Raw genomic sequence first — 14,674 nt, 5'->3', positions numbered from 1 at the left:
CATCGAAATCGAACCCCCGGAACCATGCGCCGGACCATGCGCCGGCGCGGTCGTTACCATCTTGAAGATACCTTTTTTCCCCAGCATAAGTGTTCCCCCCCTTCAGTCTCACGGCGTGAGGCTGGTTCGCGGTCGTCTATCCTCCGATGGCGATTTCCCAGGGTCTCATCACCGAATAACGCCCGGTTCAGCTGCTATTCCTGCAGATCGTTCTTCACTTCCTCCAGGATTTCACTTGCCCCGGAAAAGCCAAACACGATCATCGTGATGAAAAGACTCACTCCCTCCGACAGCCAGAAATCCTACCCAGAGGAGGGCTACAAAACAGATCAAATAGTAAGAAGCCCACGTCCTGGCCTCTTTAAATATCATGGTTGCGAGTATAATCCGATGAGGGCTCGAAGGTATGAAGTTTATTCCACTTCTTTCTCTACACCTTTTCTCTTCCGGGGGGAATCCTTCCAGAGGTTTGACTTTTCGTTGAAGATAAACATATATTGCTTTCCACGCTTCTCCTGGATGATGTATCCCAGCTTTGCAAGACGTAAGAGATCGGTTCGCGCCGTCTGATAGACCGTGTTGTACACCTGCATGACCTGGCGGATTGTGAAGTATTCATCAGAATGCTCCATCATCTCACGAAGGATATTTGCCTGGCGTGGGTTGATCTCCTTGATCTCTCGGATGATAGCTTTCGTCGCGCGCTGTACGGCCTGTTGTTTCTCAAGATATACGAGAAGATCAGTCAACGCTTCATTAATACAGGACAGGTTATATTGGAGAAAATACGTTACATCTGACCCGTCATATTCGGTATGGAGATATGCCAGGGTGTACTTCTTTTTTGACCGCAGGATGATCCGCGAGATTGGCATATACTCGAAGAGCCAGTATCCCCGCGAAAGTACGTACCAATAAAAGATGCTCCGCGCGGTACGACCATTCCCGTCGTTGAACGGGTGAAGGTACCCGATGAGGTAATGGAGCACTACCCCTTTGATGACCGGGTGAATAAAGGTATCAGGATTCGCTTTGCTCCCTGCGATATCGCTATTCGCGAAGGCACAGAGGTCCTCAATGAATCCCTCAATCTCAGAAAAGTCCGGAGGTGTGTGATATACCAGGCCGGTTTCCGAATCAGCCACAACAACTTCATTTGTCGTCCGGAAATGTCCAACAGCCGCATCATCGATCGTCCCTCTTGTCACGATCTGGTGGATCTCGAGGATGAACCCAGGAGAGAGTGGTTTTTCTTTCTTTTCCCTGATGAATCGCATCGCCTCATAATTATTCAGAACCATCCGCTCGGCGTTATTTTTTGGCTTCTTCCCTTTCCGCAGCATCTCTTTGGCATTTTTACGGGTAGTTGCCGCCCCCTCTAAAATACTCGAGGCAATGGCTTCTTCCATGAGTGAATTGACGATGTGGGACTCCTCAAGGGTAATCGTCTTGTTATGGATGCGTAATGTCCCGGAAAGGTACCGATCGATGGTATGGAGGCTTTTTACTATCTCGGGGATAAACGAGTAAGTAAGGGGAAGACGTTTGAACGGGACGTGTTCATACCGCAATACCCGGAGCAATTTCATGATCGCCCAGGTTGCTTTTCTTCGCTCTGGATCAGGTATCCTGTATTTCAGTTCGTCCCAGGAAAGATAGCGGCGATTATATTCAGCGACTTCCTCCAGAAGCTCCGGATCTTTCACCAAAGCAGCAGTGAACACATGGTTCCAATCAGACGGGGGCCGTTCGGGAAGTTTTTGCATTATGTTACCAACACTAAATACTAATTTAGTATATTTTAGTAGTTATTAGTTGTGCTATCAATTTGCATTTTCCCCCTCGAACTCGCTACTAATTTATTAGATTTTAGTTTTACCTGACTTCGCCAGAAGATGGATGAGAAGGAAGGGTTTATATAATTTTATGCTAAAACAACACAGCCCTTTTCATTAGGTAATACAGCCAAGATTAAAAAGAAAATGCGAGTGGCAGGAATCGAACCTGCGAACTCCTGTGAGAACCGATCTTGAGCCGGTCACCTTTGGCCGCTTGGTTACACTCGCTCCTGTACTGGTACGCGTAACTCCGTTATAAAGTCTTGAGATAGCGCCCCGTTTTCTCAGAAAAACCATCCATATAAAATGGGCCAACCTGCATACAGGGAACCGGGTATGAACGACAGCTCCTTAAAAAGATCGGGATATGGCCAGGACAGCGCTCTTCACCAGGTCCATTCAGTCCCCGTCAGGCCGTCACCTTTTCGGAAACGATCTCTTCCACCGCCCGGACGAGTACATCCGCCTCATCGTTGGTCGTGTAACACCCAACCGACGCCCGCACCGTCCCCCGGGTATCCAGGGACATGGTGAGCGGCTGGGCGCAGTGCATCCCGGAGCGGACGCAGATCGCAGCCTTCTGGTCGAGGCGGAAAGCCACGAGGTCCGGGGCCATTCCCGTGACGTTGAACGAGATGACCGTGCTTCCCAGGGGACTGTATACCGTCACCCCGGGTATTGCCGACAGCCCGGCATGGATCCGCTTTCCGACATCCCTCTCGTGCCGGTGAATGGCCTCGACACCGAGCCTCTCAACGAGCCCGATGGCCGCCCCAAGCCCTATCACGCCCGGGATATTAGGCGTGCCAGGCTCGAACCGGGCCGGGCAGGGGAGGAGGGTGAACCGGTCGAGACTGACATCGGCAACCATCCCGCCCCCGTAACAGGAAACGGCGAGCGTGCCGGGATCGGCGATGTACAGGGCCCCCGTCCCCTGGGGGCCAAGCAGCCCCTTGTGCCCGGGGATGGCCAGGTAATCGAAGAGGTCGGTCCGGGGCATGGGCAGGTGCCCGATGGACTGGGCGGCGTCCACCAGGATGGCAGCACCGGCATCATGGGCGACCCGTGCCAACCCCTCCACCGGAAGGACGGTGCCGAGTACGTTGGTCATGTGGTTGACCGCCACCAGGCGGGTGGAACGCCCCACGGTTTCCTGGAAATCGTCCTCCCGGACATACCCGTTTTTCCCCGGGACGACCTTCACCCTCACCCCCCGGTCCCGCAGGGCCAGCCAGGGGACCAGGTTGGCGTGGTGCTCGAGATCGGTGGTCACCACCTCGTCCCCCTCCTTCCAGCAGATCCCCTGTGCCACCAGGTTGATGGCCTCGGTGGTGTTCCGGGTAAAGACGAGACGATCGGCGGGCACACCCAGGAACTTGCCCAGGCGGGCCCTGGTCCCCTCATACGCTTCAGTGGTCCTGCGCGCCAGCCGGTGTGCTCCTCTCCCGTGGTTTGCGGAGTACTCGAAGAAGTAAGCTTTCATCGCCTCCACCGCACACCGGGGGGTCTGGCTGGTGGCGGCCGAATCGAGATAGATGCAGGTGGAGAGCACCGGGAACTCCTCGCGGAGGGCGGCGAGATCGTACATCGGGAAAACTATTACCGCGGGCAGGGATGAGGGTTGCCCTTCCGGCCGGGGGAGCCCGGCCAACCTTTAACCGTCACGTCAGCCAAGGGAATAAAGTACGATGCATGGAAACGGTCATTGATGCGGCCATCGATGGGGAGATACCCGAACTCCTCCACCAGGTGGCGGCCCGGGAGGGAATCGACCCGGACCAGGTCCGGGGTGCTGTCCTGGAAGGCAGCATGGTATTCATGCAGAGAGGAGACCATGCTCTAGGCATCGGCAGGGGCCTGTGCACCCGGGTGAACGTGAATATCGGGACCTCGAGCACCCGGGTAGCGCCCGAAGAGGAGGTGGAAAAAGCCCGGATTGCCGAGCGCTTTGGTGCGGACACCATCACCGACCTCTCCATGGGAGGGGATATCCGGTCCATCCGGGAGTCCATCATCCGCGCTACCACCATCCCTCTCACGACCGTGCCGATCTATGAGACCGCAGCGCGGGTGGGACTCGCACACATGACCGAAGCAGACCTCCTCTCCACCATCCGGGACCAGGCCGCCGCGGGGGTGAGCTCCATGGTGCTTCATTTCGTTGACCGAAAGACCCTCGGTCTCATGGAGCGTGAACAACGGATATCGGGAGTGGTCTCCAAAGGCGGTTCGCTGACCTGTGTCTACATGCACCTCCATGACCAGGAGAACCCCTTCATCGAACTGCTCGATGAGATCCTCGGTATTTTCCGCCGGTATGATACCGTCCTTTCCCTCGGCAACACGGCACGGGGCGGAGGGATCCACGACGGATGGGGACCGGCCCAGCAGGAAGAACTGCGAAGGAACTGTGCCCTGGGAAGATATGCACGGGAGCAGGGCATCCAGGTCATTATCGAGGGAGCAGGCGGGCATGTCCGGTACAACCGTATCGCTCCCCTTGTCCGCTCCTACAAGAAAGCCGCCCCCTACCCCCTCTTCGTAGCCGGCCCGCTCCCCACCGATATTGCACTTGGTTATGACCACATCGCCGGGTGTGCAGGGGCCGCCGCCGCCAGTGCGGCCGGTGCAGATTACATCTGCTCCATTTCGCCGTCGGAACACCTGGGACTGCCCGGCCCGGACCAGGTCAAGGAAGGGCTGATCGCCTTCAGGATCGCGGCCCATATCGGGGATATCGTGAAGTATGGGAAGGACGCCGCCGATAAGGAGATCTCGCTGCTCCGGTCCGGGTTGGATCGCGAGGGGCAGTTCAGCCGTGCCCTGGATGAGCAGAGAGCACGGGACCTGGCGGGAGACACCCCGGGATGTTCCATGTGTGGTGACTTCTGTGCAATCCGCCTGATGAAGGCACTTATGGCGGAACGTCGCCGGGAACGGTGAAAAACCCGGGGATCCTTCACATGAAGTCGGCAAGCCCCATCTGCTGGGACTTTTCCTCTCCGAAGGTGGACTCGATGGCCCGGTCGAGCACCATCACTCGCTGCCTGGTGTACTCCGAGACCCTGTACTTCTCGCAGATCTGCCGGGAAACCTCGAGGTATTTCTTGACCGAGCCCTCGTGCACGGTGGGGACGATGTTGCCGCCGCAGCGCGTGCACTTGCCGGCAAGCGGCATCCGCCGGTAACTGGCATTGCATTTGGTGCACCTGAACTTCTGCTTGGAGAAGGCGGATAGGTTCCCCATGAGATCGCGGATGAAATGGGTGGTGAGCACCCGTTCGGCAACGTCATCCTGGTCAACCGCCCGGATCTTCCCGGCAAGGGTGAGCTCGGCTTCGAGCTTTTCGAACATGCTCTTGAGCTGGGTGTAAGCGGACTCCAGCGGCCCGGCCGAGATATCGGAAGTGTCGTGAGTGAAGAGAAATCCTTCGAGAGCCGCCGCAGTCCCCAGCCGGTTCTCCACGCGGTCGATGTATTTTACGACATCTCGGGGATGCGAATAGTCCAGGGCCGCCTGGTAGAGCTCGAGCGGGTACCTGGAGACCACATCAAGGTTGTGGCTCTCCTTGTCGATCTCCTCAGGGTCGATGGCCGTGGTCAACACCAGGGGGGCGTCCATGGTCCCGCCCCGTGACTCGGGGAGGAATGCACGGGAGAAGTTGATCAGGGCGTCGAGGAGGAGCATTATGCAGTCCTCGTCGCCATCGCACTGCCCGGTGAAGATACCGTTCGCGCAGACCGTGTGCTCATCGGTCACAGTCAGGCAGAATACGCGGTCTTCCAGGCAGGGGACAATATCCCGGTGGAGGATGTGATCGGTGAGCACCGAAGTACCGGCCATGACCGGCACCGGGTCGCCCACCTTCAGCTCCACGGCGCGGATCTTCCGGAGGTAGCAGAGATCCCAGACCAGCATCGCGTGGTCAGGGGTCACGGCCAGCACCCTCCCCTGCCGCGTCTCGAACCGGATGATATGTTCCGGGGCCCGGTGGATGGAGACCGAAGTGACCCTCCGCAGGTGGGGTTTTCCCTCCCGGTCGATTGAACGGGTGAGATAGGTCTGCTGCGGGTCGGAGTGGTAGGTCCCCAGCCGGTCGATACCCGGTCGGGAGAGATCGAAATTTTCTGCCACGAACTGGCGCAGGGGCATCGTTTTCCAGGTCCGGCCGTCGAATACCTCGATAGCCGTGTCGCCATGGAAGCAGTTCCTCCGTTTTGCGGCATGGAAAAACGGGTGAGCGTACCCGACATTCGCCCTCGAGATCCCGATAATCCGCGCCAGGACCCCGGCGCTCGTGTGGGGGGCAAGACCGATTACCAGGTGCCCTATCAGGTCATCCCGTGAAGCGATCCGGTAGAACGGCGGCAGCCTGTACACGCGTTCCAGGAGATCGTCGACAAACGCGGCGGTGTGCACCATGTAATCAGCACAGGACTCGGAGACCAGGATATCCTGGGGTTTGAGCTCCACAACCTGGTCAGGGCGGGTGAGGGGAACGCCATGGATATCGGCCGGGTACCCGAGCTCGGCCAGCCGGGCCGGTGCCACACCGATCTCTGCCGGTCGGAAATGGGTGAGGGGGAGGTCGATCATGTCGAACCGGACCGTGCCGTCCTTGAAGACAAAGAGTTCATGCTCGGCCCGGAGGATGCCCTTCTCGATCTCCTCGACGGCCCGCTCCCGCGAGATGAGTCCTTTCACCCCCTTCACCAGGCTTACCGGCTGCTCCCGCTTCCCGAGTCGCTCGGTTGCCCGGGCATACTCCTGCTTCACGTTCAGGCTGACAACCTGCGAACAGGTCGTTGACACCTTGCAGGAGGGGCACTCGGATTCGCTCAGCTCCCGCCTGCAGCGTGGACAGGAGAAGACAGGGATGGTGTGCGTGCCGCACTCGCACCGGTTCCGGAACGTCACAGCCCCGCAGGCAGGACACCGGCGCTTCCCGGTCTCGATCTGGATGACCCCCCCGTCCATGTTCGGTTCGGGGGCATGGTTGGCTGCTTCCTGGAACGAGCGGCGGGAACCCCCTGCCGCTCCCAGAGGAAAGAGGGAATGGGGAGGGGGATTCATCTTCCTTGGCCTGGACTTGCCGGGCCGGCCCATTCTCCCACCGATACGAGTCCCTGCCTTCGAACGCATAAGGAACCCCGAGAGGTGCATGGCGGCGGTGAGCCCGTCGCCCTGCGGGACCGTGTCCCATACCTCGCGCTTCCTGAGCTGCAGGTCGAGCCCGAGACAGGCCAGGAAGACCATGTAACTGCTGATGCAGATCATGCCTTCACGGACCAGGTGCGGGACGAGGATCTCTTCGAGCAGCGCCTTGGTGCGGGCAGTGTTTGGCAGGACCAGGATCCCGTGTCGGACCTCCCCGGTCTCCGAGACCAGGCCGGCCAGCTCCTGCAGCTCATCGGAGCTGATATCGTCCCAGAAGTAGGTGAAAGCAGGGTGGAGGAACTGGCCGTCACAACAGCGTGATATCGCCTCCAGCTCGTTCTCCGGGCGGGTACCGCCGCCTTCGAGCTTCCACCACTCTTCACAGTACGACGGGGGGATGAGGGGGTGATTGTTTTCGAGAAATTCCCCGTAGCTGATCAGGATCTCCCCGATATCGAGGATCCGGTCTATGGAGGGGGAAATTGATTCGGCCGCGGCATGGTCATCGATCCTGAGCACGTCCCCGTTCACGAGGCGCACGGTGGGTCCCTCGATGGAGTCGACCGGGACGATCCCTGCCGCCTTCCCGGGCCGCTCGATTTTCATCTGGGTTCCCACGGCAAGGAAATCGCCAAGGACATGCATGGTGGCCGGGTTGATACCGGCCGCGGCAAACCCGGTATTCCGCGACCGGCCGTAGCGCAACCGGAACCCCCCTTTCCGCATGGGATAGGAGAAGACCGGCCGACCCCCTATAAGGTCCCGGAGGTACTTGTCGCGGGGGAGGACCCGCTCCTCCTCCCCCTCTGAAAGGCTCTTTTCCGTAGTGGTGGAAAGTTCCGCGAGCCACTCCCACCCGTCCATCTTCATGGAACGGACGTACTTCTGGATCTTGGGGGCCTTGAGGGCAAGCCCTTCGGCGAGGACCAGGGCCATCCCGCCCCGGACGGCATTGGTCTCGATACGCTCGAGGTTCCGGTACCCCCTCACTTCTTCCTGCTCGGTCCCCTCCCCATCGATGCAGACCGGGCAATTGCCGACGATGAGGCGTATCTCCCGCTCGCCGGGGAGATACTGCAGGTTCATGATGGTATTGTACTGGCGGACCTCCTCGATGTACCGCTCCACCTCCTCGTGGCGGGGGATGTAGCGGTTTATCCCGAGCGCACGCCGCACGTAGTCCCCGACCAGGACCGACAGCGCCTGGGCAGTTCCTCCTGCACTGCGGATCGGGCCGGCATAGAAGATGCGGAGATACTCGGACCCGTCGTCATTCTTCCCGGTCGCCACCTTTGCGATCCCTTCGGTGGGCGCGGCCACCACTCCTTCGGTGAGCATGGCCATGGCGGTCCTGATGGCATGGTCAAGGATCTCCTCCCGCGTCTGCTCCCCGAACTTCCGCGCCACGAAGTCATCACCGATCCGGAGGGCAGCCTCCTCCCTGCTCATTGTCGCCTCAAGCTCGCGGATCCTTGTGGCAAGGCCTTTGATGGAGAGCAGCGCTTCGACCCGGTCGGCGAGGTCGCTAGCCACCGGTATCTCGACTTCCGTCCTAGGGTCGATTCCCTGTGCCCGCGCTGCTGCCGCAACCTCGAGCGCCCGGGAAAGGTAGGCCATGAGGTTTTCGGAATACTGCTCCATGGCCGCGGACCGCTTCACCATAGCTCTCTCTCAATCCCCAGGGACTTATGCCTTGGGATTTTCAGGCGTAAAAGATCCCTGTTCAGCCTCCATTCCCCTCATTTTCGATCGATTCCACCATGGCCCGGATCCCTTCCTCCCCCATACCCCAGAGCGTAAGCTCCGCGCATGACCGGAGCTCCTCGTCAGGACCGGTGTACAGCTCGCGCAGCCGGGCGAGGGCCGGGGCACCGATCCGGCAGAGTGCTGCAGAAAGGTATCCCCGGAGGGCCGGGTCCGCGCCCTTCATGGCCTCGATGAGCGGGTCGATCGCCGCGTTACCGGTATGTCCCAGGGCCGCTGCCGCATACCTGCGGAACCCCGGATCCAGGTTCTCTCCAAGGGCCGCGATGAGGGGCCTGACCGCCGGGGCACCGATCCGGGAAAGGGCAAGGGCAGCATACCAGCGCTTGTCAGGGCTCCCGCTTTCCAGGAGGAGGGCGATCAGCGGCCCCACCGCCACTTCCCCCTGCTCTGCAAGGCGTTTCACCGCCAATACCCGGACTGCCCGCTCCGGACTGCCCAGGTTCTCGATATCATCAGCAAGGGGCATGGCTAGGATCCACTCCTCCCTTCATCGCTCATCGTGGCTCCGGTCATGGTGACAACCCTTTGCGGGAGCGGTATCTCGATTCCTTCCCGATCGAGGGTTTCCTTGATCACCTGGAGGAGCTCCTTCTTGACACTCCACCAGACCCGAGAGGGAGCCCAGATATGGATCACGAGGCGGACACCTGATTCGCCGAGTTCGGAAACGAAGATACTCGGTGCAGGATGCTTGAGCACGAACGGGTGCCGGTCAAGGATCTCCCGGATGGCCCTGGTCGCTTTACCGACATCATCCGCGTACCCGATGACCACCCGGTACTCGAACCGCCGGGCAGGGTTTGTCACGAAGTTGGTGATATCCGAAGAAAAGACCTTTTCGTTGGAGATCCGGACATAAACCCCTTCATTCGTTTTCACGATGGTCGAGAGGATCCGTATCTGGCTCACGGTCCCTGAAATCGAACCGATCCTGATCGAGTCCCCGATGTCAATCGGTCGCTCGATAAGGAGGATGATGCCGGACCCGAGATTGGAGACGATCTTCTGGCTGGCAAAGGCGATGATCAACCCCACCGTCCCCCCAACGACCAGGAGCTGCGCGATGTCGATATCGAAGCTGGGAAGGGCGAACCACACTCCGATCAGGATAATGACCAGCTGAACGACCCTGACCAGCTTCTCGAGTTCTCCCCGGTCCACCCGGTCCGAGAGCGCCCGCTTCAGGTACATGCCAACGTACCGGGCGATGATGATGATGATCGCCACCAGGACCGCAAACACGATCAGGTCAAGCACGGTCAGCGGACCATAGATAACGGTGTCCAGGGCCATCCTAACCACCCACCCCAAACTCCATGACGAAGGGCAGTTTTTCAGCTATCAGCGTTTTTCGGGCCCGGGTGACCAGGATTGACGGTAACATCCCCTCTTCCAGGGGCCGGTCCTCGCACCTGATGTCCGCAATCTCCTTCGACAGGATATTCATGCGGCCTGCCATCGATACGCGATCCCCGTAGTACAGAAAGAGGGAGGTACAGTCAAAAACGACACGGGAGACCTCCACCCAGTTCCGGCTTTCGTTGGCGATGGAGAGGGCGAGCACTCCCTCTCTCAGCCTGTCCACCTGCGGGACGGAACCTGAGGGGACGCTCTCGTGGTACCGCGTGATGACCCCTTCTTCCGGGGGCCCGTAGAGTGAATACTTAGGCACTGACAGCGAGAAGATATCCAGGATATCAAAATCACCCTTCGATTCGAGAAATACGCCAATCTCTACCGGAAAGGTGAGGTACACGGTTTCAGCCGAGTCAGGCTCCATTGCCACCGGTGTGAAATGGATCTCGAGATACTTAGTGACTTCCCGGGGAAGGTTCACCGGCTCGACAGGATTGATGACGATCTTCCGCGAACCACCGGAGATGATCTTGGAGATGGCTTCAGGACCGCACCTCCGCTCGTACCGGTAAAACCCGTCTGACGGGTCGATCCGTATCGAGACCTCTTCCGAGTGGTAGGAGAATGAGTAATCAGACTCACCAAACACAAGGAACAAATAGCGACATCACATCAGATATAGGTTCGTGACCGTCATGGTCGCCCGGTATCTCCAGGGGCCGCCCCCGGTTCTTTCCGGGAACGGAGCTCCCTGATTGCCGACTCGAACACCGCTCTCGTCTGTGGATCTGCCGGTTCGCAGGCGTTCCGGAGCGGTTCAAGGGCCTCGGACCGTCCCATGGCCGCGAGCGCCATCGCCGCCCCCTGCCGCATACGTGGTTCGGAACCGGAGAGCGCTTTGACAAGGAGGTCAAACGACTGGTCTTTCTGCGATGAAAGGGCGATGACGATGTCCTGGCGCATATCGTCCGCGGAATCGGCAAAGAGATTGATGAGCGCCTTTGTTGCGGCCGGGTCACCCATCTTTGCGAGCGCGGTCACGATCCCCCTCCTGACCTCGGACGGGGCTTCGCGCCACGCTTCGGACAGGGCAGGGATGGCCGGAGACCCGATGAGACCTAGGGCGAAAGCTGCCCTGCTGCGGACAAAACGGTCGGGATCGGAGAGGAGCCCAATGAGCGGGGCGATGCCGCGCTCATCGCCAATCTCGCCCAGGGCGATAGCTGCTTTCCACCGCACACCCTCGTCCGGGTTATCGAGGACCGCGATCAGCGAGGGAACGGCCGGCGCCCCGATCTTACCGAGCGCTTCGGCGGCCTTCCAGCGGATCCCGCTGTACCGGTCGCCGGTGAGTGCAGAGACCAGGGCACCAGTTGCAGCAGGATCAGCAAGCTCACCGAGCGCCTCCACCGCATCATACTGCACGGCCATGTCACGGTTCCGGAGAGCACGGATGAGGCCGGCAACATCTCCCTGCTCCTTGAGCCGCTTCACCCCGGCAAACGAGGCGATCCTGCTCCGTACTTCCGCGATACTGCCTGTCCCGGTCCGGCCCTTGATACCGGACTGTATGGCGGCATCGGTCACCTCGTCCACCATCCGCTCATGCTCCCTGCGCATGTAACCGGAGACCGTCCCGATAACCAGGGCGACACTTATTAACATCAGAACCCTGAGGATGGCATCGTTATCGATCTCCCCGCCTGTCAGGTACGTCACCAGCAGCAGGACGGTGCCAAGCAGGATGGCCACGGATACACCCCGCGTCCCGTACCACACCGCGGCAAGGACGATCGGTATGTAGAAGAAATGGGAATACACCTCTGCAATCCCGAGATGCCAGTGCACGATGATCTCGAGGAGCAGTGCGGCAGCGGTGAGCCCGATCACCACCACCAGCCTGTAGTCCTGCATCCGTTCTCCCACACCACCAGGAAGGGCCATGTGAGATATTCTGGTGCAGGATGGCAATAAGCTGTTCCCGTTCCCCACCGGGGAACGGCCCCTGTGGGGGAAAGACCTGGTATTCTCCGAAAGGACACCCGGTCTGCCGCGCAATCAGGCGCCCGGGGTGCCGGTTGCCACCGCTATACACTCCGCAGTGGTCCCGATCCTCACCGCAGCCCTGCACATGTCGGGCACGTAGGAAAACGCCTTGCCGCTGTTGACCATGATGGTCCCGAACCGCTCCATGGCAGGGGAGACGACCATGCAGGTATCGGCATATACCCGTGCCCCGCTCTGTTCGATGACCGCGACCGCGTCGCGGGATGCCTCGATAACCTTTCGTGCAGAGAAAACATAGACCGGTATCTTCACCCGTTTTCCGGCAAGCAGCCCGGCAATGACCGAGAGTTCCTCGGGTGAACAGTGGGGACAGCCCAGGGCAACGGCATCAACCGGGATCCCGCTCCAGAGGGCAGCAACTTCGCCCGCAGTCACCGGGAGGTATTCGAGGTCCGCCACATCGTAGGAGAATATCCGTGCCTCGGGGGTGATGCCTTCGACATGGTAGAGAGCAACTGCCCCGGACGCCGCCATCGCCGCGCCCAGCGCCTTTAGCTGGTCCCGCCGGGGCCTGATGCCGGAGAAGAAGGGGATGCGGTTTCCTGCAAGCTTCCCGGCAAGGAATCCAAGAGCGCCGTAGAAGGCGATATCGTCGTGCGGTCCGTCCCCCTCCACCCTGATGTGCACCTGGGGCCGGCGCTCCTCGACAAGGTGGAGGCCGTACTCGGGAGTTTTTCCGATGATTGCGGCAGCCAGCGCTCCCGGACCACCTTCCCGGTTGGTGCGGGCTCCGATGACCGAGTTCGCGAAAGAGACCGCGGATGATTCCGACCAGGCGAGGTGCTCGCCGAACCGGGTCTGGTAGATATAGTAGGGGGTGCAGGTGCACTCCAGGCGGACACCGAGCCGGGAGTAGGCAGCGATCACCTCTTCCTGCTTCCTGGCAAAATCAGGCGGGATCCCCATCTCCCGCCAGGAAATGCGATCCATGCCGACCGGGTTGAGCACGGTCGGAACCGAGACCCTGGCCTCAAGCCCGGAGAGCCATTCAATCCCGGCATCCCCGATGGTTTTGTAGGAGGCCCCGCTCACCTGGGCGCTGCGGACAGGGACCAGCCGGGCAGCGCCAAACACCTTGCCAAGCGCGACAAGGATCTCCATCATCTTCTGGCGCGTCTCGCCGTACTCACCGGCAAGCACCTGTTCTTCTTCCGGCAGAAGGTGCATGGGCTCACTCCCAGGCTGCCCGGAGGAATTCCGCTTCGCGGCCCAGTGGCATGGTAGCATCGACGCCGACTTTCACGTTTGTCCCGTCCTCGGCCTTCGATGGGTCCAGAGACGAGCCCCGGGCTCCGGTTATTAGCATGATATCCCGGTCACCCCTGACGCGGGTGGCAACCGCAAACTCCACGTCCTCCAGACAGGTGGGATCGATGTCCTCGTCCACCACCACCACGTGCTTTAGAGAGGTATGGGCGGAAAATGCAGCCATGATTACGTTCTTTGCATCGCCCTGGGTCTGCTTGCGGACCTGTATGACGGCGTGGAAGTACCCCGCACCCCCCGGTGGTCAGGACGACGTTTTTCACCTCCGTCACTCCTGCCACCGCCCGGAAGATGGAAGGCTCGTACGGGGCCCCCATCAGGAGGCGGTGTTCATTTCCGGCGGGCAGGATTCCATGATAGATGGAATCCTTCATAAGGTGCATGCCGGTAAACTCGATGACCGGCTGGGTCCGCACCACGTCATACGTTCCCGTGATGTCGACAAAGGGGCCTTCTTCGGTGGTCTCTCCCCCGATGTACCCTTCGAGCACGATCTCGGCTTCGGGCACCCGCACCCCGTTGCCGCATTGCCATACCCGTATCTCGCCGCCGAGCAGGTTCGCGGCATACGGGAGTTCCTTTCCTTTCGGCACCCTCGTGCAGCAGGCAAACGTGACCGCGGGATGGACCCCGATCGCCACGGCCACCGGCAGCCGTTCCCCCTGTTCACGGGCTGTCCGGTAGAGAGTTGAGGTATGGCGCCCTTCCACCAGCCGGGCGGCAACCCTCCGGGAATCGAGCACCTGCAGGCGGTGTATCGATGCATTCTCGGTATCGCCGAACCGTGAGAAGACGATCCCGGCCGTGATATATTTCCCTGCATCGAGGGGATAGTGTTTCATGACCGGCACCTTCGAGAGATCCGGGAGCTGCATCGGGATCTTTCCGTCCCGGACAACTGATCCCTGGTATTCCATACGGGCCAGGCGCTGGACCAGATCGTCCCTGGGAATGTTCAATGCGACCGAGAGCGCCTCTCTTGTTGCCGTAACGTTCATGACCGCGCGGGCACCCGCAATCCGATGGAAAAAAAGGAGCTTGTCGGTCTTGTGGGCATACCTGCAGGGCTCGTAGACCACGTCCACCGGATCATCGATATCGATAACCCCGTCGCACTCCCTCATCCGGTCGATAAATTCCCGCATCCTGATCCACTCCTCTCTCCTGCTCCATGGACCGGGCACTGCCCGTCCCTCTCACAAGATTAGCGATGCTGAATATT

The 14,674-nt window shown here is 60.0% G+C and carries 9 protein-coding genes, 1 tRNA gene and 1 pseudogene; 1 reads left to right on the top strand and 10 read right to left on the bottom strand.

Features of this window, described 5'->3' with window-relative positions; all coding sequences use genetic code 11:
• Nucleotides 1–413 precede the first annotated feature (413 nt).
• The 3 genes from IPI71_05550 to IPI71_05540 form a co-directional block, all read right to left on the bottom strand.
• Nucleotides 414–1,766 carry a Fic family protein gene (locus IPI71_05550; protein QQR70171.1) on the bottom strand — a complete coding sequence of 451 codons (1,353 nt, stop codon included), beginning with the start codon at nt 1,764–1,766 and terminating at the stop codon, nt 414–416.
• A gap of 217 nt (nt 1,767–1,983) precedes the next feature.
• Nucleotides 1,984–2,066, bottom strand: a tRNA-Leu gene (locus tag IPI71_05545).
• Nucleotides 2,067–2,247: 181 nt separating this feature from the next.
• Nucleotides 2,248–3,426: a cysteine desulfurase gene (locus tag IPI71_05540; GenBank protein ID QQR70170.1), complete on the bottom strand. Its 1,179-nt coding sequence runs from the start codon at nt 3,424–3,426 to the stop codon at nt 2,248–2,250.
• A 104-nt stretch (nt 3,427–3,530) separates the two neighbouring features.
• On the opposite strand from IPI71_05540, the gene thiC reads away from it, so the two are divergent.
• The gene (thiC, locus tag IPI71_05535) at nt 3,531–4,781 is read left to right on the top strand and encodes a phosphomethylpyrimidine synthase ThiC (protein QQR70169.1); all 1,251 of its coding nucleotides are present in this window, start codon (nt 3,531–3,533) and stop codon (nt 4,779–4,781) included.
• A gap of 16 nt (nt 4,782–4,797) precedes the next feature.
• On the opposite strand, the gene IPI71_05530 is transcribed toward thiC, so the two are convergent.
• From IPI71_05530 to IPI71_05500, 7 genes and pseudogenes are all read right to left on the bottom strand, one after another.
• Entirely contained in the window at nt 4,798–8,658 is a 3,861-nt protein-coding gene (locus IPI71_05530) for a DNA-directed DNA polymerase II large subunit (GenBank protein ID QQR70168.1), read from the bottom strand.
• A gap of 61 nt (nt 8,659–8,719) precedes the next feature.
• Nucleotides 8,720–9,229 carry a HEAT repeat domain-containing protein gene (locus IPI71_05525; GenBank protein QQR70167.1) on the bottom strand — a complete coding sequence of 170 codons (510 nt, stop codon included), beginning with the start codon at nt 9,227–9,229 and terminating at the stop codon, nt 8,720–8,722.
• Nucleotides 9,230–9,231: 2 nt separating this feature from the next.
• Nucleotides 9,232–10,056 (bottom strand): mechanosensitive ion channel family protein, encoded by an 825-nt coding sequence (locus IPI71_05520; GenBank protein QQR70166.1) that lies wholly within the window; start codon nt 10,054–10,056, stop codon nt 9,232–9,234.
• 1 nt (nt 10,057) lies between these two features.
• Nucleotides 10,058–10,768, bottom strand: coding sequence for a DUF432 domain-containing protein (locus tag IPI71_05515; protein ID QQR70165.1), 711 nt, complete (start codon nt 10,766–10,768; stop codon nt 10,058–10,060).
• Between the two features lie 44 nt (nt 10,769–10,812).
• Complete coding sequence (locus IPI71_05510) at nt 10,813–12,063, bottom strand: HEAT repeat domain-containing protein (GenBank protein QQR70164.1); 1,251 nt, start codon at nt 12,061–12,063, stop codon at nt 10,813–10,815.
• A gap of 114 nt (nt 12,064–12,177) precedes the next feature.
• Nucleotides 12,178–13,353, bottom strand: a complete 1,176-nt coding sequence (locus IPI71_05505) for an aconitase X catalytic domain-containing protein (GenBank protein QQR70163.1) — start codon at nt 13,351–13,353, stop codon at nt 12,178–12,180.
• A gap of 4 nt (nt 13,354–13,357) precedes the next feature.
• Nucleotides 13,358–14,597 (bottom strand): annotated as a pseudogene (locus IPI71_05500) (UbiD family decarboxylase).
• Nucleotides 14,598–14,674: the final 77 nt, after the last annotated feature.

It is taken from the genome of Methanolinea sp. (assembly GCA_016699325.1).
Classification (GTDB): Archaea; Halobacteriota; Methanomicrobia; order Methanomicrobiales; family Methanospirillaceae; genus UBA9949.
The sequence above is the reverse complement of the archived record's forward strand: the minus strand, read 5'-3'. Positions and strand labels throughout refer to the sequence as shown.

Bases quoted from the DNA above. Each gene is read 5' to 3' on its own strand.
- IPI71_05550 (QQR70171.1), bottom strand. From the start codon at position 1,766: ATGCAAAAACTTCCCGAACGGCCCCCGTCTGATTGGAACCATGTGTTC.
- IPI71_05540 (QQR70170.1), bottom strand. From the start codon at position 3,426: ATGTACGATCTCGCCGCCCTCCGCGAGGAGTTCCCGGTGCTCTCCACC.
- thiC (QQR70169.1), top strand. From the start codon at position 3,531: ATGGAAACGGTCATTGATGCGGCCATCGATGGGGAGATACCCGAACTC.
- IPI71_05530 (QQR70168.1), bottom strand. From the start codon at position 8,658: ATGGTGAAGCGGTCCGCGGCCATGGAGCAGTATTCCGAAAACCTCATG.
- IPI71_05525 (QQR70167.1), bottom strand. From the start codon at position 9,229: ATGCCCCTTGCTGATGATATCGAGAACCTGGGCAGTCCGGAGCGGGCA.
- IPI71_05520 (QQR70166.1), bottom strand. From the start codon at position 10,056: ATGGCCCTGGACACCGTTATCTATGGTCCGCTGACCGTGCTTGACCTG.
- IPI71_05510 (QQR70164.1), bottom strand. From the start codon at position 12,063: ATGGCCCTTCCTGGTGGTGTGGGAGAACGGATGCAGGACTACAGGCTG.
- IPI71_05505 (QQR70163.1), bottom strand. From the start codon at position 13,353: ATGCACCTTCTGCCGGAAGAAGAACAGGTGCTTGCCGGTGAGTACGGC.